General features: G+C 58.7%; 20 protein-coding genes. 5 read left to right on the plus strand and 15 right to left on the minus strand.

The features are described 5' to 3' along the window. Nucleotides 1-127: 127 nt before the first annotated feature. Complete coding sequence (locus VGL70_24065; GenBank protein HEY3306609.1) at nucleotides 128-652, minus strand: universal stress protein; 525 nt, start codon at nucleotides 650-652, stop codon at nucleotides 128-130. A 156-nt stretch (nucleotides 653-808) separates the two neighbouring features. Between VGL70_24065 and VGL70_24070 the strand changes: the two genes are divergently transcribed. Then, on the plus strand, nucleotides 809-1,594 hold the full coding sequence (locus VGL70_24070) for a hypothetical protein (protein HEY3306610.1): 786 nt from the start codon (nucleotides 809-811) through the stop codon (nucleotides 1,592-1,594). Here VGL70_24070 and VGL70_24075 read toward each other — a convergent pair. Continuing rightward, entirely contained in the window at nucleotides 1,570-1,770 is a 201-nt protein-coding gene (locus VGL70_24075) for a hypothetical protein (GenBank protein HEY3306611.1), read from the minus strand. The two genes, VGL70_24070 and VGL70_24075, sit on opposite strands and share 25 nt — an antisense overlap. Nucleotides 1,771-1,946: 176 nt before the next feature. On the opposite strand from VGL70_24075, the gene VGL70_24080 reads away from it, so the two are divergent. Then, complete coding sequence (locus VGL70_24080) at nucleotides 1,947-2,177, plus strand: hypothetical protein (protein ID HEY3306612.1); 231 nt, start codon at nucleotides 1,947-1,949, stop codon at nucleotides 2,175-2,177. On the opposite strand, the gene VGL70_24085 is transcribed toward VGL70_24080, so the two are convergent. From VGL70_24085 to VGL70_24130, 10 genes are all read right to left on the minus strand, one after another. Continuing rightward, entirely contained in the window at nucleotides 2,170-3,159 is a 990-nt protein-coding gene (locus tag VGL70_24085; GenBank protein HEY3306613.1) for an ABC transporter substrate-binding protein, read from the minus strand. The genes VGL70_24080 and VGL70_24085 overlap by 8 nt on opposite strands. Nucleotides 3,160-3,175: 16 nt before the next feature. Beyond that, entirely contained in the window at nucleotides 3,176-3,424 is a 249-nt protein-coding gene (locus tag VGL70_24090) for a hypothetical protein (GenBank protein ID HEY3306614.1), read from the minus strand. 94 nt (nucleotides 3,425-3,518) lie between these two features. Then, nucleotides 3,519-4,343: a VOC family protein gene (locus VGL70_24095; protein ID HEY3306615.1), complete on the minus strand. Its 825-nt coding sequence runs from the start codon at nucleotides 4,341-4,343 to the stop codon at nucleotides 3,519-3,521. A 121-nt stretch (nucleotides 4,344-4,464) separates the two neighbouring features. Further along, the gene (locus VGL70_24100) at nucleotides 4,465-6,840 is read right to left on the minus strand and encodes a CHAT domain-containing protein (GenBank protein HEY3306616.1); all 2,376 of its coding nucleotides are present in this window, start codon (nucleotides 6,838-6,840) and stop codon (nucleotides 4,465-4,467) included. 51 nt (nucleotides 6,841-6,891) lie between these two features. Then, the gene (locus VGL70_24105; GenBank protein HEY3306617.1) at nucleotides 6,892-8,091 is read right to left on the minus strand and encodes a M24 family metallopeptidase; all 1,200 of its coding nucleotides are present in this window, start codon (nucleotides 8,089-8,091) and stop codon (nucleotides 6,892-6,894) included. 172 nt (nucleotides 8,092-8,263) lie between these two features. After that, nucleotides 8,264-9,445 (minus strand): M24 family metallopeptidase, encoded by a 1,182-nt coding sequence (locus VGL70_24110; GenBank protein ID HEY3306618.1) that lies wholly within the window; start codon nucleotides 9,443-9,445, stop codon nucleotides 8,264-8,266. A gap of 128 nt (nucleotides 9,446-9,573) precedes the next feature. Further along, nucleotides 9,574-10,536: an ornithine cyclodeaminase family protein gene (locus tag VGL70_24115; GenBank protein HEY3306619.1), complete on the minus strand. Its 963-nt coding sequence runs from the start codon at nucleotides 10,534-10,536 to the stop codon at nucleotides 9,574-9,576. Nucleotides 10,537-10,635: 99 nt separating this feature from the next. Continuing rightward, nucleotides 10,636-10,974 carry a zinc ribbon domain-containing protein gene (locus VGL70_24120; GenBank protein ID HEY3306620.1) on the minus strand — a complete coding sequence of 113 codons (339 nt, stop codon included), beginning with the start codon at nucleotides 10,972-10,974 and terminating at the stop codon, nucleotides 10,636-10,638. A gap of 248 nt (nucleotides 10,975-11,222) precedes the next feature. Continuing rightward, entirely contained in the window at nucleotides 11,223-11,984 is a 762-nt protein-coding gene (locus VGL70_24125; protein HEY3306621.1) for an iron-containing redox enzyme family protein, read from the minus strand. A gap of 21 nt (nucleotides 11,985-12,005) precedes the next feature. Then, nucleotides 12,006-13,592, minus strand: coding sequence for a UbiD family decarboxylase (locus tag VGL70_24130; protein HEY3306622.1), 1,587 nt, complete (start codon nucleotides 13,590-13,592; stop codon nucleotides 12,006-12,008). A gap of 116 nt (nucleotides 13,593-13,708) precedes the next feature. On the opposite strand from VGL70_24130, the gene VGL70_24135 reads away from it, so the two are divergent. The 3 genes from VGL70_24135 (at nucleotide 13,709) to VGL70_24145 (ending at nucleotide 14,990) form a co-directional block, all read left to right on the plus strand. Further along, entirely contained in the window at nucleotides 13,709-14,347 is a 639-nt protein-coding gene (locus VGL70_24135; protein ID HEY3306623.1) for a LysE family translocator, read from the plus strand. A gap of 4 nt (nucleotides 14,348-14,351) precedes the next feature. Then, nucleotides 14,352-14,759 (plus strand): hypothetical protein, encoded by a 408-nt coding sequence (locus tag VGL70_24140; protein HEY3306624.1) that lies wholly within the window; start codon nucleotides 14,352-14,354, stop codon nucleotides 14,757-14,759. 99 nt (nucleotides 14,760-14,858) lie between these two features. Next, a complete protein-coding gene (locus VGL70_24145) occupies nucleotides 14,859-14,990 on the plus strand; it encodes a hypothetical protein (GenBank protein HEY3306625.1) in 132 nt (43 codons plus the stop codon). Nucleotides 14,991-15,065: 75 nt separating this feature from the next. Here VGL70_24145 and VGL70_24150 read toward each other — a convergent pair whose 3' ends face one another. The 3 genes from VGL70_24150 to VGL70_24160 are packed head-to-tail and all read right to left on the minus strand — an operon-like array spanning nucleotide 15,066 to nucleotide 16,584. Further along, nucleotides 15,066-15,830, minus strand: coding sequence for an iron-containing redox enzyme family protein (locus VGL70_24150; protein HEY3306626.1), 765 nt, complete (start codon nucleotides 15,828-15,830; stop codon nucleotides 15,066-15,068). 34 nt (nucleotides 15,831-15,864) lie between these two features. Further along, a complete protein-coding gene (locus tag VGL70_24155) occupies nucleotides 15,865-16,212 on the minus strand; it encodes a hypothetical protein (protein ID HEY3306627.1) in 348 nt (115 codons plus the stop codon). 15 nt (nucleotides 16,213-16,227) lie between these two features. Then, on the minus strand, nucleotides 16,228-16,584 hold the full coding sequence (locus VGL70_24160; protein ID HEY3306628.1) for a cupin domain-containing protein: 357 nt from the start codon (nucleotides 16,582-16,584) through the stop codon (nucleotides 16,228-16,230). Nucleotides 16,585-16,988 lie beyond the last annotated feature (404 nt).

The raw sequence follows: 16,988 nt of genomic DNA on the forward strand, positions 1-16,988 counted from the left end.
GCCCACGTGGGCGCCGACTTTGACGCCCTGATGTCATCGACGGCCGGCGTTATCGACGGCAAGCGCAATTGGTACGCGGCAAAACGACGGTCGGAAAACTTTCACGCCGGGTAGATTATTTACGCCGCTAATTTTTCCCCAAGCCTTGCCGCCGGCGCGCGGCCCGCGGCTTTAGGATCAGCACGGGACAGGGAGCGTGGCGGACGACCTTTTCGGCCACGTTTCCGATGATCAGTCTTTTGATGCCGGTCCTGCCATGCGTGGCGAGGACGATAAGGTCGGCTCGCGTCGCTTCCGCGGTGTCGAGGATCGCTTCAAAAGGATCGCCGCTCTCGATCCGGTATCTCACTTTGGGCAGTGAGCTGATCCACGGGTGAGCGAACTGTTTGAGCAGGACCTCCGAATGTCTTTCCGTGGCGCGCAAAATTTTCGCGCGCTTCAACGGCTCGCTCCGATACAGCCCCAGGAGCGCGGGTTCGGCTTCAGTGAGCGAGGTCATATATAATTCGTCAAAGGGATTATCGATGACATGCAGCAGATACAGAGCGGCGCCGCTGGCCTCGGTCATCTTAATGGCCAGCTTGAGCGCCTCCAAAGAAAAACTTGAGAGATCCACCGGGCAGAGAATTCTCTTGAAGTCCAACGACGGCATGTCGATCTCCTCTCGCGATTATTTTTCGCGCGTCTAAAGTATACCGGACAAGCCGATGTCGAGATAGGGATTTCCGGGGCCTACGCGCGCCGTGCGTTACTCGCCTGCGGGATTCGCCCCATTGGAACGCCATTCCCCGTCTGTTAAAAAAATTACATGCAACCCGTTGTGGGAATTTTTCGTACGCTCGGCGACGCCCAGCGCGCCGTCGAAGATCTTAAAAAATTCGGCTTTGCCAACGATCGTATCAATATCCTTGCGCCCGGAGCTCCGGTTGACGAGATTCGAAGCGAAGTGCCGACCACCGAGGGAGAGCAGCCTGGCATCGGCAAGGCCGTGGGAGCCGTCGTGGGCGCGGGGCTGGGAACGGCACTCGGCACGGCGGCTGCAACCGCATGGGTGCCCGGCGTGGGGCCGGTCGTGGGGATCGGCGTCGCCGCCGCGGCTTTCGTGGGCGCCGTGGGCGCGCTCGGCGGAGCGGCCGCGGGCGGCGCCTTGGAAAACGCGCTGGCCGAAGGTCTGCCGAAAGACGAGTGGTTCGTTTACGAGGACGCCCTCCGGCACGGCCGGTCGCTCGTCGTGGTTCTCGCCGACAACGACTCCGAAGCGCAAGTGGCGCGCGAGATATTTTCGCGGCGCGGCGCGGAAAGCATCGACGCGGCGCGCGAGCGCTGGTGGATCGGACTCAGGAGCACCGAAGAGGAGCGCTACGTCGCGAACGGCAAGGACTTCAAATCGGCCGAGACCTACCGACGCGGATTCGAAGCGGCTCTCCATCCCGATATCCGCGGCCGAACTTATGAAAGCGTCCTAGGCTACCTGTGGAAGAACTACCCCGACGACTACAGTCAAGAATCTTTCCATGACGGCTACGAGCGCGGGCGGCAATATTGCGAACGCGAGCGCGGCGAGAACGTTCAACCGTCTAAAAGAGCGTCCTGATCCCGGGAAGCGTTGCGGCACTCGGTCTGTTTTTGGACCAGCCTGGATTTGTAAAGATCGCTGACGATAAAAGAGACCACCTCATAGATCTCGTTCTCGTCGCGAATGAAGCGACCGGTCTCGTCAGTGAGCGCGACGATAAGATCTCCCAAAGTAGTTTGTTCTGTGCGCGCCATGCCTCCACCCTCCTCTCATTAGCTTGTGCTTGGTTTAATCGAGGAGGGCATGGCAAAGCCATCGGGTGAATCCCCCAATTCCGGGCCGGAAAACACCTGAATCTCGTAACGCACGAGTTTCGGCTCTAATTCTGGAGATATAGGTCAGCGATTCAGGCTCTCTGCCCGGATGGCTTTTGGTCGATGTCGTGAACTCGAAGGCACTGGTCGTTGGCGCAAACCCACAGCTTGCCGGTCAGCCGATCTATGCGGTAAACAGCCCCGACATCGCCCTCAACGATCGAAATCACATCGAAACGGCCGGCGAACGCGTGAAATACGATCGCCAAAGCCAAGATCACAAACCCCAGCAGTATCTTGTTTTCCATTCGGCTTATCTCATCGTCGCGGCAATGGTTTTCATTTGATGACCTTGTCCGCCTTCATCACTACCGGCGAAGGAAGCGTGAGGCCGATCTGTTGGGCCGCTTTCAAGTTGATCGTGAACTTCGACTGTATCGGCTCGACCAGGGAGAGATCGCTCGGCTTGGCGCCTTGCAGAATCTGGACCACATACCAGGCCGCCTGGCGGGATAAATCGGGCAAGCTCACGCCGTAGCTCATCAGTCCGCCGGCCTCGACAAAATCGACCCTGTCGTACATCGTCGGCAACTTCCCCTTGGTCGCCAATTCGACGATCCGCTCCGGATGGCTATGAAAGAGCGCGTCCGGCATCACGAGCAGAGCCTCCGCCTGCTCCTTGGCTGCGGCTTTGAACGCGCCGTCGAAACCGCTGGCGGTTTTCACCGCCAGCGGTTGAAGCTTCATTCCCAATGCGCGCACCCCGAGATCCATTTCTTTCACTCTGGCTTCGTAGCTCGGATTATCCGAAGTGAACAGCGCGGCGACGCGAAATGCCTTGGGCACGGATTCCTTGAGAAGCGACAGCCGTTTGCCGAAAAAGTCCGGCGAAATTCTCGACACCCCCGTCACGTTCCCGCCGGGGTTCGAATGAGTGCTGATGAGCCCGGCCTCCCTGAGACTGCCGACGCCTTCCACCACGATCGGAATGGTTCTCGTCGCCTCCCGGGCGGCAACCGTCACCCGGGTGCCGCCGGCGACGATCACGTCCACCTTCATGCGCACCAGCTCTGCTGCGAGCTCGGGCAACCGATCCATTTTTCCTTCGGCGTAGCGGTACTCCAAGACGATGTTTTTCCCCTCCTCGTAGCCTAGATCGCGCAATCCCTGCCGGAGCCCTTGCTCCCGGGGCGCATTGATTGCTTTCGTGCTCGAGACGAGGACCCCTATCTTCCAGACTTTCGCCGCCTGCTGCACCTGGGCCTCGGCTATGGCTGTAATTGCAATCAGCAACGCGAAGATCAAATACAATGCAAAATATTTTCTCATGGCACCATTTCTCCACTCATCGAACTTCGTCTTCCGGTCGACAAGTCAATTTGACTTCTATCCTGGCAAGGTTTTTTTGTTCGGGCGTCAGGCTTTTAATGTTTTGCAAGATTACAGTCAGCATCGCTTGCTCCAGTTTCTTCTTATCGAGAACTTCCAAGCTCTGCTGACATATCTCTAGCTTGTCGATCTTATTCATCGGGGTTTGCAGCGACATGTCCATCCATATCAAGAATCCCAGCAATGAAACTGTTAGGTGCTTCAACTTATCCTCATTGACATAAATTCTCCGCCGGTGTCGGGTTGGCAAATGTTGTCCTCTTCTTCAGGCGCTATCGCCTGTTGCCTGATCGCCTTCTTTAAGCCGCGTGCGCGGCAAACGTCGCCGAGTCCTCGTTGGTGATCTGCAAGCGGAAGCCGCTCGGCTCCTTGAAATAAGTCCCGAGCTGCCCGGGCCGGCGACCTTCCCTCTCGCCGTGGTCGTCCCGCTCGTCGATCCCGGCCCGATGGAGCCGCTCGACGATGGCGTGAAAATCGTCGTCCCGGACGTGAAAAGCAAAATGCCTGCCGCGATAGGTCGTCGTGGTGACGGGCGAGAGCGCGGCCACTTCGTGGAGCACGATGCTCTGACGGCTCGGCACGCCGATGACGGCCAGCCCTTTATCGCGCTCGAGCAGAGTGAGTTTCAGAATCTCGGTGTAAAACCGGATGCTCTCCTTCAGATCGAGCGTGTCGAAATGGAGATGGTGCAGCCGGGTCGGAGCGTCTTCGCCGCGGAACAGCTCTAAAAGATTACCCTCGGAATCGGCGCAGGCAATGCCCTCGTGCGCGCCGCAGCCCGTCGCGATGCCCCTTTTCTCAATTTTTCTCGCGAGACCGTCGGCGACGTGAAGCTTTAACGTTATTTTCTGGAAGTCGCCCGCCGAAACCTCGAAACTATAACGCGGAAAGGAATCCAACGTTTCCGGCTTGGGAAGAGCCGCTTTGTTCTGGGAGAAAAGACCGATATGGTTTTGTCCGACCTTGATGAAGGTGCGGTTCACGCTGGCGTCGTTCATCTTGCGCAGGACCCTTCCGCCCAACACCTCGACGTAGAATTTTTCCGCGCGCTCCGGCTGCATCACCGGCAGCACGAAATGATCCAAATGCTGCACGGTTCCGGCCGTGCTGGTTTTTGGTTCCATAGAGAAACCCTCCCTTGGGTACCTCAGGCTTTTTAGCAGGAGAGCGGCCGTTTGAGCAAGCGGAACGTTGCCGCCCCGCAACGACGCGAGAAGGGCACAAACAAGCCGTCGGTCCTCGCGCTCACCGCTCTCCCGTCAGCCCATAGGCGGCCCAGTAAAACGGCTCGGGAAATTGTTCCATCGTTTTGAGCTGCGCCCGCCTTAGCGCCTCCGACTTGTTGGTCGTTTTCAAGTGGCGATAAAATTCGCGTATCAGCTCGTATCCCGCCCTGTCATTGACCTTCCATAGCGTCGTGACGACCGACGGACTTCCTGCATAGATAAACGCCCGTGTGAGCCCGATCATCTCGTCCCCATTGCTCAGCTTGCCCAGACCGGTGTCACACGCCGAAAGAACTACCATGGCCGCCTTAAGGCCCAAAGAGAATATCTCTCCCACGCTAAGCCGTCCGTCGTCGTGTCCGTCTCCTGCCAGCAGAAGAGCCGAACTCAAAGGGTCGTCCTCGTTAAGCTCGGCATGTACGGCAAAGTGCAGCATATCGTACTTGGGACTCATGGTGACAGCCCGAATTTTGCTCGCGTCTGCGAGGACATACACGGCGCTCTGAGGATAAAGCGTTGCTACTTCTTTGGCCTCCCGCTCGGCAAACCGAAGATTGTACGCCTCATCTCCTAGACTTGGATTTCCCATCACCAAAGCACTCTCTCCGCTCCCTCTCCTCTTCGCGCGGGTAAACTGCATCAAACTGGCACTCGATAGATAGTAAACCGGGTAGTCCTGAATCAAATATTTGCCCTCTGGCGAGAGCAGCGCCTGAAAGGGCACGTAATGCAGCACGTCGTGCGGAACGATCAAAAGCTCCTTGCCCCGTACGTGGGAAAGCGCCGGCTTTAGCAGAAGATCATAAAGCTCCTGCGAAGAAGCCTTGAATTTCTCCTCATCGGCGACGTTATAGATGCTCTCCCTCAAAGAGGTCACCTTGGCAATTAACGTCCTCCTCTCGATAGGAACTCTTACAAACTGCGCCTTATCTTTCTCCACGATCCAAAGCAGAGCTTCCTGCTCCGTCACAAAATACTCCAGCATGCTCACGCCCGGCTCTAAATGCTCCTGGACTTCTTTTAGAGTGAGAGGCTCGACGCTCATGAGCGAGGCCTGTTCCTTATCTTGTTTTCGAACCTTGGAAAGAAAAGCCTCGTAGGATTTCTCGGCTTCCGCCAGCTCTCTCCTTGAACTCTCTCTCTCCGTCCCGACTCCTTCCTCCTCGCCCGCCGCCGACTTGGCCTTAAGCGCAGCGATCCGCTCCTGCAAAGCTCTCTCCTCTTCCAGCAGGCCGCCCTGCACTCTCGACAACTGAACTTTACTGCCTAAAATATCCAGGAAGGTCCGGGAGCGTGCGCGCTCGCCGTAATTAAAGGCGTCCTCTGCCTTTCCTGCGGAGAGAAGAGCCTTCATCATTTTGACATAGGCGCCCAATTCCCCTTCGAAAAAGGATTGTCTGTGTTCTTCCGACTGGAGCAGGGTGCGGGTCGATTCGACTTGTTGGATAGCTCTCCGATAGTAGGGAATGGCCTCAGCGGGCTTTCCGCTTTGATTAAAGACATCGCCGATCCGAAGGCTCGCGGAGCTGATCGCAATCGGCCTTTGTTGGCTTTCGGCCAGGGCCAGCGCCTTCTTGAGATTTTCCAGCGCACGAGGAAAGTCTTTTCGAGCGAGATAAACTTGGCCTAACCCCAGATAGAGACTGCTTTCTGCTTGCGTCCTCGCGCTGAATCGTTCGATAAGATCGATTCCCTTTTCATAAGTCTTGATCGCTGCTTCCATATTGCCGGTCCGTTGATACGCCTCCGCAAGCTGAGCGAGACTAATGACCACCAAGTGAACCGCAGTGTGTAAGACACCAGATTTTAACCTTTTTACAGTCGTAAGATAACTCAGTCGGGAGTCCTGGACTCGAACGGAATAGGAGAGGTGCTCAATCGCCTTTTGCAGATCTCCACGACGCAGAAAATCCGCTCCTAACATCCTATTAAAATGCCCATCGTAACCTTCTTTGAACGGCCCAGGCGACAACTTCTTCGCGGTCTCGATTCCCTTCTCTGTCCATTCCCTAGCTTTTTCGTATTGCCTCAGGTTGCCGTGCACTTGGGCCAGGAGAAAAATGGCTCGGACCCGCGGTTCTTGATCCCCTGTTTTTTCTGCGAACTCCAGCGCTTTGCCGGCGTAAGAGAGGGCCTTCTGCAATTGGCCGCTGTTCTGGGCGGCCCATGCAGCCTCGTTGTAGGCGCTTGCCGCCAGAGCCCACTTTCCGTTTTTTTCCGCCTCTTGGCCTTGTGCCTCCATCGCGCTCAAAAACTCTTTCGCTTCTCCCTTCGCGATCGCGTCGCGGGCGGAATTTGGATCCGACCGGTACTTCTGGGCGAAGCAAACCGTCACGAGAAGGCATGTAAGGACAAAACTGCAGAGCAAGCCGACTAACGTCTTCGACGCTTTCATGTCTATGGCACCTGGAGAAATCAGCATGGCCTCCGATGAAAACTGTCCGTGCTACTGAACCTCGATCACATCGATCGACCGCTTGCCCAGCCGCCGCGCGCCTTCGGGCGTGCAAACCACGCAGTCGCCCCAGTACAAACGCTTATTGCCGTCCGGCGTCGCCACCGTCGGCTTCAGAATAAAGACGACGTTTTCTTCAAGCTTCCAGCGGGCGTGCGCGTCGGTCGTCGAACGCGCGGAAACCGGCGCGTCGTCGCCCAGACCGCGCCCGTGAAACAGCGGCCGGAGCGTGAAGGAGGAGGTGTGCTTTTTCCCCCAATCGACGACGAACCGATTCAACTCGCCGATCGTGAGACCCGGCTTAAAAATCTCATAGGTGGCCTGCAAAATTTCTTGACAGGTGCGAAAGATGTCGTGCCATACCGGCTCGACGCGGCCGATGAACATCGGCTGCACGCCCTGGCCGACGTAGCCGAGCCAGCGCGCTTCGATCTCGTTCATCACGATGTCGCCGTTCTGGAGCGGACGCAGAGTCGGCATGATGTTGTTGCCGTGCGGCTCGGGACCCGCGGACCATTGCAGCATCGTCGGCAGCTCGCCGCCTTCTTTGACCATCGCGTGGATCATCGCCGCATAGACCTCGCACTCGCGCACGCCGGGACGCGCGGTTTGCGCCATGGCGTCGATCGCTTTTTCGACCAGCTCGACCGCCTTCGCCAGAGCGTCGATCTCCTCGCGGCTCTTGACGTATTTCGCCCGCTCCAGCAAATCCGTCGCATCGACGAAGGTCGCGCGCGGAAACGCTTTCTCGATCGCGCGCATCGTGCCGTAAGGCATGACGCCTTCGGGAGCGCGGCTGACGTTGTAAAGTCCCGCGACGCCGATGCGGCCTTGCTCGACGTTGAGCTCGCGCAAGCGCTCGACCACGCCCCTGCCGAAATAGCGATTGCAGTTGCGCACGTCCGTGACCCAGTCCTGGAAGCCGAGCCAGTAGTGGATGGGAGGGATGGCCATCGCGATCGCGGTGACTTCGCCCTCCAGGGGAAAGACCGCCGCGGCCTCGCCGCAGTTGCCGCCGATGCCCGTCAAATAGCGCGTGTTGGCTTGAAAGTGGTCCCAGTGGCCGGTGTTGACGGCGGTGACGATCGCGTCCAGCCCCTCTTCGGCCATGAGCCGCCGCACGAGCCGCCAGCGCCGGTCGCGCTCGGCCAGCGAGAAGCGCGGCACGATCAATTTTTCAATTTCATCCACTGGATGCAACTATCTTAACGCCGCCTGGAGTTTCTTGAAGAGCCGATGCGTGAGACGAGGGGCATCAAGCGTACTGCAGAACTTCTCCCAGAACTCTCGTGCCGCCTAACACTAAAGTATCGCATCGGCTCGGAAAGAGAGTCCCAGGCGGCGTTGGGGACCGGCCGCTCTGCTATCCGGCGACGAGCATCTCGACTTTGCGCTCGCCGTGATCCCGATAGCCGGTATCGGTAACGACCAGCGAAGTGCCACCGAGCAAGCTGTCCTTGCCCTCTTTGCCGACGACCGTAGGCGAGATGCTGTAGATCATGCCGGTTTTGAGAACGTAATTTCCCGCGCCGCCCAGGCCGCCGGCCTCGGGATTGGGATCGGCGATTCTGAAAGACTGCCCGGGAAATTCTGGCACGTCGATGCCGTACTGGTGAATTTGCGAGTGGGGAGAGGACTTGAAGCCGGTTTCTTTGCACGCCTTCTGGTAGGCGTCGATGAGATCGCGCTGCGTCGCTCCGTCCTTCACCCGCTTGAGCACCGCCTCTCTGATCGCGATCACGGCCTGGAACATCTCCCGGTGCGCCGGCTTGGGCTCGCCGAAGGAAATCTCCTGATCGCTGTGGCCGGCGTAGCCGCAGTACTCCGCGTGCGCCGTGAGCGTCCCGATATCGCCCTTTGCGATTTTTTTGTTCATGCAGAGGTCGGCGAGAATGGGATTCTGCGCCGGCACGGCGCCAAAGGTGAACGACAGGGTCGATTCCAAGTCGCCGCCGGCTTCCCACATTCCGCGAATGCCTTCCTGAGCGACCTGCTTTCCGGTCATGCCGGGCCTGGCGACTTCGTGAATTCTTTTGATCCCGGCGTCGAAGATCCGGTTGGCCCGGTCGATCATCGCGTTCTCTTCGTCGCTCTTGATCGTGCGCACCTCGGTGAAGATCTCCGACACATCCTCGATCTTCGCGCCCGAGAGCATCGATTTCAGCCGGTTGTACAACTTATAGTCGATGCCGCCGGCGAGACCGATCGTCCCGTTCTCCAGAGCCATCTCCTTCAGCTTGTCGATCACCGAGGAAGCGTCGAAGCCGGGCTTCAAGTCGGTCACCCAGTCCTGCGCGTCGAGCAGCACGCGCGGCGAGATGTCGATCAAATGGCGGCGGTTGACGATCACCGCCAGCGGCTTGTCGTCGGCGGGAAGAATGCCGAACAGCTCGCCCTTGACGCCGTTGCTCAAGTAAAACAGATTGCTGCCGCGGACGATCGCGCAATCGACTTTCTTCTCGCGCAGCTGCCGCCCGAGCGCCGTATATCTCCGGTCGCGTTCTTTAACCGACAACTGGGGTGCGCCATTACTCGCTTGTGCCATAGTTCACTCTCCTTTCGCTTTCGATTAGAGTACCCTCACCCCTTCCCTCTCCCGCAAGACGGGAGAGGGGGCTAAAAGTGAAGCTTCCCGATTCCCTCTCCCTCTGGGAGAAGGCAAGGGTGAGGGATTTACAATTCCATCTCGCGCCCGAGCTTTCGCCGCACGGCTTCTTCGTAGAGCCACTTTGCGAAAGCGACGTCGCCAAATCCTCCCTGGGATTCTTTGAAGACGTTGATTTCCCTGGCGCTCGTTCTCCCGGCGGCGCGGCCGGTAACCAAATCACCCATCTCGGGAATCTTTTCCCAGGAAAATTTGCCTTCGGCGATAAGCTCGACCAGCGGCAGCGCGCCGGCGCTGTCGTAATAGTTTTGCTCGTGCTCGCGGCAGCCGACGACGATCCGATCCGCTTTGAGATAAACATCTTTGCCGATCTCGCCCGGTTTTCCCATCGTGCTCACGTGCGCGCCCGGCTCGACCCACGCGGCGGGAAAGATCGGCTCCGCAGAGCTCGTCGCGGTGAGAACCACGTCCATCTTCTTGACGGCCGCCTCGGCCTCCCCGCTCGGCACGATTTCTATGGCAAGCTCCTTCTCCGCTCGCTCGCAAAAACTTTTCCTCCGCTCCGCGTCGCGGCTCGAGACGACGACTCTGGTTATTCTGCGCACGGCGGTGATGCCCTTGAGAAGTCCGAGCGCGTTTCGGCCGACGCCGAAGAGCCCGACCGTGCGGGCGTCCGCTCGCGCCATATGGCGCGCCGCCAGACCGATCGTGGCCGCGGTCCTGAGCGTTCCGAACGGATAGCCCATGAAGGAAAGAAGTTCGCCGCTCTCTATATCGAAGAGGAGCGCGTACATTCGGTCGCCGCCGCTGAGTTGGACGTTGGGTCCGAGCCTCACGCCGACGCGGCCCGATTTGATGAGCGCGCCCGAGACGACGCGCAGCCCCCGCGCGCCGCTCGTGCGGACGTGATACGGCGCGTGCGCCGCCACTTTTCCTTCGGCCTGCTCTCTGAAGGCGGCTTCGGTGAGCTCGATCGCCTTGCCGAGATCGAGCAGCGGCCGGACCTCATCGCGCGTGAGCAACAGCGCCATGACGACCTCCTACCACTTCACGCCGGATCGATCAACTTGAGTTCCAGCGTGATGAAAAGTAGAAGGCGTGAAAACTTTATGAAAGGCCGGCTCGGTGATTCAAGAACTGGAAGACTCGGACGCCGCGGGTTTGGCGGCGGCTTTCTCCGTCGAATCTTTTTTCCCGCCGTCTGATCCGGCGCCGGCTTTGCCGTCGCTCTTGGTCTCGGCCGTAGCGGCCTTGTCGCCATTGGCGGCTTTGTCGGAGGGGGACTTGTTGTCCTTGCGGGCGTAGTCGGTGATGTACCAGCCGGTGCCTTTGAGTTGAAAGGAAGTGTTGGAGATCAACTTTTTAACCTTGCCCTTGCAGGTGGGGCAGCGGGCCAAGGGCTTATCGGTGATTTTTTGCGTCGCCTCGAATGTGCCGCACTTGTCGCAATGGTATTCGTAGATCGGCATGTCTAATCCTCAGAAGCTGCTGTCCTAAAAATAAACACTGCCCGGCGAGTTGTCAATCAAACGGAAAGTACAAGCACGCCTGCTGTCTCCTCTCCCCGGAGCCGAGGCGGAACCTGCTCCGAAGGAGGAGACGTCCGACACTGAAGATTCGCTGAGATAACGACCGCTTGATTAAGCAAATCGGGACAGAACGGTAGAGGCCCATCGGCTCCCACTGAGGGGCGGGTCCCGCCTCGGCTCCTCATTTCTCATTTAATTCCCAGCTCGTCGAGCACTCCCTGCAGCATGACGCCGTTCAAATCGCACGGCGTCACGGCGCAATACTCCAGGCCGTAGCCGATGCGCTCGTCCACGTAGCCCTTCTCCAGCATGTATTCCAGCACGCCGCGGACGATCGACGCGTGCGAGGCGGTGCCCTCGTGCTCTTTCAAGTCGGCCTCGTAATGGGTGGTGTAGTAAACGACCTGCTTCAAGTCCAAATTATATTTTTTCATCAGCGCATCGCGCCAATCCTGGGCGAAGTAACCCATCGCCTCTTCCCAGACGACCGAAGCCCAATAATCGCAGAGCGCGCCGTCCCACACGACGACTTTGTGGAAGTCGCCGAGCGCGCGCGCCGCCGGCAACTGTCGCGTATCCAGAACTTCTCTCTCGGTCAGGCCGAGCGCCTTTCCCGTTTCCACCAGGATAAGGATGTGGCCGGGCGGCTCCGGCTTGCCGAACTCGTCCACGAGCTTCGAGGCGAACATGCGCATCAGCTTCAAATCCTTTTTTAAAAAATCGACCTGCTTGTAATAGACCGCGAGGCCCAGCGTGTTGATCGTGAGGACGAAGCTCGCCCAGTTGCGGTAGTAGAGCTGGAGCGCTTCCATGGGGAGGCTTCCCTCCTGGAGCTTCAGCATGAACGGGCTCCGAGTCACCTTTTCCTTCCAGCGCGCGTGCATCTTTTCATAGAGGCTATCGACTATTTTCTTCGCCTCTTGTTGTGACATCGGTTTGCCGTCGATCATTTCCGTTCTCCTCCGAGTTGACTATTTTACCGGCGTTCTCCTCTTCGCCGCTTTCTCGCCGGTCTGGTAATGCTCCCCCTTGAGCGCCAGCTCGGCTTCTTCTTCGTCCTCCTCGGACCATGCGCCGAGATTGTACCCGAACCACGGATCCTGCGGCCGGAGCTTCGGCAGCTCCAGGCGCTCCCATAGCTGCTTCGCCCGCTCCATGAATTCTTTCTTCGGCAGCGACACCGGCGGATAGTCCCACTTGCGCGTCGCGTCGATGAGGATCGCCGAGCAGCCGCTCATTTCGTGCATGCCCATTTCCAGCGCGCCCGGCGGCGCCGCCGAAGGATCCATCGACGGCGTGCGATTGCGAATGATCAGCGTGTCGCGATGGGGCTGCATGCGAAAACCCAAAGCCCAGAAGAGCGAGTCGAGGTTCCGCGGATTGATGTCCTCGTCCACCGCGATCACGATCTTGCCGGTCGCGGGATGATAACCGACCATGCTGTGGAGCGCCTGCCAGACGTGAGCGGGGTTCATTTTCTTCATCCGGATGACGCAGATCTGGCGCACGGCGATCGAGTGAAAGACGACTTCGACAATTCCGGGAATATTGCACTGGTCGCGGAGAAAGCGGAGATAGTTTCCTTCCGCCGATACTTGCCGCATGACGCTCGATTCGCTCGGCGGGAGCTGGCTCACGATGCAGGCGAAGATCGGATCTTTCCGGTGCGTGATGCACTTCACCTCGAAGTACGGGTTCAGCATCTTTTCGCCGATGTAGCCGGTCGATTCGCCGAACGCCGCCTCGGGCTCGAGGTATTCGGTCGAGATCTCTCCTTCGATGACGATCTCCGCGCGCGCCGGGACGAGGAGATCGACCGTCTTGCAGCGCACGACTTCGATCGGGCCGCCGGCGAGGCCGCCGGCGATGTCCAGCTCGCTCACGCTGAGCGGCACGCGCGCCGGCGCGGTGTAGGCGACCGGCGGCGGCGCGCCGATCACGAGCGCCGCCGGAAGCGGAATCCCCTTTTGCTTGCATTTTCGCCAATGGTAGCCGCCGTGGTTGCTGGAGTTTAGAAAGACGCCGGTGCGCGTCGGGCTTTTGATCTGCCCGCGATAGTTGCCGACGTTGATGTTTCCGGTTTCGATGTCTTTGGTAAACCAGTGCGACGCGGTCGTGTAAGGCGCGCAATCGAAGCCGGGGGTGGAGATCGGGATGGGAAATTCGCCCAGGCCGCCTTTTTCGAGCAAGGTCGCGCCCGTGTGGACTTCTTCGTGCACGGGCGCTTTATCGACGATTTTGGGCGCGATGGGCGAAGCTTCTGCCTTGGTCCAGCGATCGACGATTTCCTCGGGCTGGCATTGCAGACCGAAGCCGTAGATCTGTCGCGACGCCGCGAGGCAGCCGACCGCGACGGGGATATCGTATTTTCTTCCCTTAACATCGGTGACGTGAGTAAAGAGAAACGCGCGCCGCTCTTCTTCGGGAAGGCCGCGGAATTGCCAGCGCACCAGCGGCATCAACTCGGTGTCCTTGTTGATCGCTTCGTCGATCTTCACCAACAGGCCCGCGTTCTCCAGCGCCTCGAGGTGCTCTCTCACGTCTTTGAAATAACTCACGTGGAAGACTTCCTGCTATATACTTTCGGGTAAGAACCAACTTACTGATAGCAATAAGCGGTCGGAAAGTAAAACAGGAGATTGACCTCCGGCGGCAAAGGCTTTAGCTTCACTCCGTGACTTTTCCGTTCGCCTTCATGATCGGCTTTTCGGTCGCCTCCATCCCGGGCCCGACCGGCGTTTTGATCGCGACTCAAACTCTCCGCCACGGCGCCGGAGCCGGGCTCGTCACCATGACGGCGCCGCTCGCGCTCGACGTATTCGTTATGATGCCGCTGGGACTCTTCCTGCAGACTTCTCTCTTCACCGGCAGCGGCGCCGTTGTTCTCGGTCTCGGCGGCGCGGCTTTTTTATTGTGGCTGGGAGTGGAATCGATTCGCGCGGGGATCAAACATGTGAACACCATCCGCGCGCCAGGCGCGGCACCGGCCGACAGCAAACGGGAATTGAGTCCTTTCCTAAAAGGGCTCGTCACTCACGTCACGAGTCCTTATCCATACCTCTACTGGTCGACCGTCGGCGGCTCGTTCATCTTGCAGGGCTTTGCCGACGGCGGCATCGCCGGCGCATCGTTGTTTCCCGTCGGTTTTTGGGTTGGGACTACAAGCTTCACGCTGATCCTTATCTATCTAGTCGCGCACGGAAAAAGACTGCTGCCACCCCGAGTCGAACCGTATTTTCACCACATATCCGGCGCCCTGCTGATCGGAAGCGGCATTTACTTGGGCTTCGCCGTGTGGCACGGTCTATTCTAAATTCATGGAGCCCGCGGTAAGAGTCGCACAAGAAGTGGTAGAGCACGGCGCCGCGCCGGACCTATGGCGAATAACATGGCGCATCGAGAACGTCGGCGACGGGCCGCTCAAGATTCTCGCGGCGCGCTGCCCGCATGGGAAGTTTCGCTGCGAGGAAAAAGAGCTGTCGCCTGCGCTCGATTTAGAAGTTAAAGAACGCGGCGAGATCGAGTTGGTGGTGCGATGCGAGGAACCGGCGGGATCGGTCATTGAAAATGCATTTTTGATCGTGCGAGCGCTCTGGGCGGGAAATCCTTGGCTGATCCTTGCGCGCCTCCGTGTCTCGGTGAACGGCGAAGGAACCCCGGCAGCGGCAACGGAACTGATCACGAGTCAACCGGTCGGCTTTTCACTGCGTGAGACTGCCGGCTGATGGTGAGCTTGCGCAATGACTGAACGAGAAAAATTGATTCTTCAGAAACTCCGCGGCTGACACAACAACTGAGGCCTCGGCTTCGAGGAGACCACGGGCATGGTCTCGAACTCCCTTCACGTCGATCTTCAGGATCTGCTGGAGACGATCAAGAGTATGCGCGCGAAATACGGCAAGAGCGCCGAGTATCAGAAACTGCGCCGCGACCTGCCGGACGACTGGCCGCTCTAGAAATAATGTTGAATTATGAATGATGAATTTTGAATTCAACATTCAAAACTCAAAATTCAAAATTGCCGTGGCGGACTAGCGGCGGTCCTCGGGGAGGCGGACCTCGGGTTGACGGAGGCGAAGCCGCTGGGTTCCGCTCCAGAATTCCCGCCTGCCCGTCATCGCCTGCACGTGCCCGTCCCACTCCAGGGAAAACGCCGTGAGGCCGAGCTTGACGGCGCACCGGACTTGTTCCTGCGTCTCGGCGTCCGTGGCAAAGCGGCCGATCGCCTCGATCTGGCGCAAGCCGTGGCCCGTATCCTGCTCGGCGTGCAGCCGGTAGGTCTCGGCGGCGCGAGGCGAGAAACCGTAATGCCCCGTCAGCTCCCGATAGACGTTGGCGGAAACTTTGTCGGGTCCGCCGAGTTGGCTTTCGACGAAGCTCAGCATGGCGACGCCCTCGAGCGCCGAGCGGCGCTGGCAGCAGCCGATGATCATCTCGATCGCCGCCATGGTTCCCGGCGCGGCTTCGGCGCGGTCCGCCTCGTCGCGCGAGATGCCGCCTTCTTCGAGAAACTGGAGCATGATGTCGACGTGCGTGCGCGGGCCGGCAAGCTCTTCCATGAAATTTTCCAGCACGGTGTCCATGAGGCCGTAGTCTTTCGCAGCCACGGCGTTCACGGCGATATAGCCGAAGAAGATCGGATTGGTGCGCACGCGGAGATAATGCTGAACTTCGCCTAAGATAATCTGCTCGCGCGTCCAGCGGTGCTGTAAAATTCCCTGAAACCACGGGTGCTCGCCCATCGGCACTTCTTCGGCATAGCCCCAAAGCTCGGCGATGAATTCATCCGGGGACATAAAGATACTCAGTCCTCAGACCTCAGCACTGTAGTTATACCGCCAGCGGGACGGTCATGAAAACATGCGGCTCGTTGCCGACGACGCGCGAGACATGTCCCTTGCCGGTCAGGTCTTCCGCGAGCATGACATCGCCCGGCTTAAAAATGCGCTTGGAGCCGTCGCTGCACTCGATCTCCCACGAGCCAGAGAGCGTCACCACGTACTGGCGGCGCGGCGCCGGGTGCCAGTCGATGACGTGGCCCGCGGGCGCGCGGCGAAAAACGACGCCGTTGGCGGCCCGAAGCTCGGTCGTCTGGAGTTTATCGCCGCTGAACGACAGATCTTTTTCTTCGAAGTGCGAAAGCTGATCGTTGCCGCTGTAAAGCCTGACGACTTTCATCGCGTCCTCCGCTTCTCACGCCCGGTCTTCACTATAGGTCACGTGCGGCCCGCCGAACGCCTCGGAGCGGTTGCCGAAAAGAACCAGCGGCGTGTCGCCCACGTTGGTGATCTGGTAGTAATCTTTCGCGGCAAAGAAGACGACCTCGTTCTTCCCGATGACTTTTTCTTCGCCCTTGATGCCTTTGACGGATGCTTTGCCTTCGAGCACGAGAAACGTCTCCGGCGAAGCATGGTAGTGCATGTCCGTGCCGTCTCCGGGCGTGAAGTAAAGAATCCACGAGCGAAAATTTTCCGTCCCGAAGAGATTGAGCTTGCGCTTGTTCTCCTCCTTCGCTTCGATCATTTTGCGGTTCAGGCTGATGAATTCCATGGCAATCCTCCTTGCGATCGTTGTGGGCGATAAAGCGGCACGGCCTATGAGACACTAGCAAAACGGCCGCAGGGCAACAAGATGATGAAGAGCATGGACGAGCGGGCCTCGTCCGATTCGACACGGATTAGCGAAAAGGTCGTGAGTGAGAGAGTAACTTGTGGTTGGAACGGAGAGCGCCGATGTTAAGGATCGCGTAGCTGTCGCTTCGTTAAAAAAAACTATCCTTACTTGATCCGTATCATCAAATCGCCGGAGTGCCATCCCATCGTCCGGCAAATCGCGAGCACTCTGTCCCGGGATTTCGCGATGATTGTAATCAGCGAATGTGACGGTCTGTGCAATACGATCCAAGAGCGCATCTTACGTCCTCCTTTTTAAGGGAGACGTAACGCAATAAGCAT

The sequence above is a fragment of the Candidatus Binatia bacterium genome (genome assembly GCA_036504975.1).
In the GTDB taxonomy this organism is placed as follows: domain Bacteria; phylum Desulfobacterota; class Binatia; order UBA9968; family UBA9968; genus JAJPJQ01.

Coding starts and splice junctions, on each gene's coding strand:
- VGL70_24065 (HEY3306609.1), bottom strand. CDS start 652: ATGCCGTCGTTGGACTTCAAGAGAATTCTCTGCCCGGTGGATCTCTCA.
- VGL70_24070 (HEY3306610.1), top strand. CDS start 809: ATGCAACCCGTTGTGGGAATTTTTCGTACGCTCGGCGACGCCCAGCGC.
- VGL70_24075 (HEY3306611.1), bottom strand. CDS start 1,770: ATGGCGCGCACAGAACAAACTACTTTGGGAGATCTTATCGTCGCGCTC.
- VGL70_24085 (HEY3306613.1), bottom strand. CDS start 3,159: ATGAGAAAATATTTTGCATTGTATTTGATCTTCGCGTTGCTGATTGCA.
- VGL70_24095 (HEY3306615.1), bottom strand. CDS start 4,343: ATGGAACCAAAAACCAGCACGGCCGGAACCGTGCAGCATTTGGATCAT.
- VGL70_24100 (HEY3306616.1), bottom strand. CDS start 6,840: ATGAAAGCGTCGAAGACGTTAGTCGGCTTGCTCTGCAGTTTTGTCCTT.
- VGL70_24110 (HEY3306618.1), bottom strand. CDS start 9,445: ATGGCACAAGCGAGTAATGGCGCACCCCAGTTGTCGGTTAAAGAACGC.
- VGL70_24115 (HEY3306619.1), bottom strand. CDS start 10,536: ATGGCGCTGTTGCTCACGCGCGATGAGGTCCGGCCGCTGCTCGATCTC.
- VGL70_24120 (HEY3306620.1), bottom strand. CDS start 10,974: ATGCCGATCTACGAATACCATTGCGACAAGTGCGGCACATTCGAGGCG.
- VGL70_24125 (HEY3306621.1), bottom strand. CDS start 11,984: ATGATCGACGGCAAACCGATGTCACAACAAGAGGCGAAGAAAATAGTC.
- VGL70_24140 (HEY3306624.1), top strand. CDS start 14,352: ATGGAGCCCGCGGTAAGAGTCGCACAAGAAGTGGTAGAGCACGGCGCC.
- VGL70_24145 (HEY3306625.1), top strand. CDS start 14,859: ATGGTCTCGAACTCCCTTCACGTCGATCTTCAGGATCTGCTGGAGACG.
- VGL70_24150 (HEY3306626.1), bottom strand. CDS start 15,830: ATGTCCCCGGATGAATTCATCGCCGAGCTTTGGGGCTATGCCGAAGAA.
- VGL70_24155 (HEY3306627.1), bottom strand. CDS start 16,212: ATGAAAGTCGTCAGGCTTTACAGCGGCAACGATCAGCTTTCGCACTTC.
- VGL70_24160 (HEY3306628.1), bottom strand. CDS start 16,584: ATGGAATTCATCAGCCTGAACCGCAAAATGATCGAAGCGAAGGAGGAG.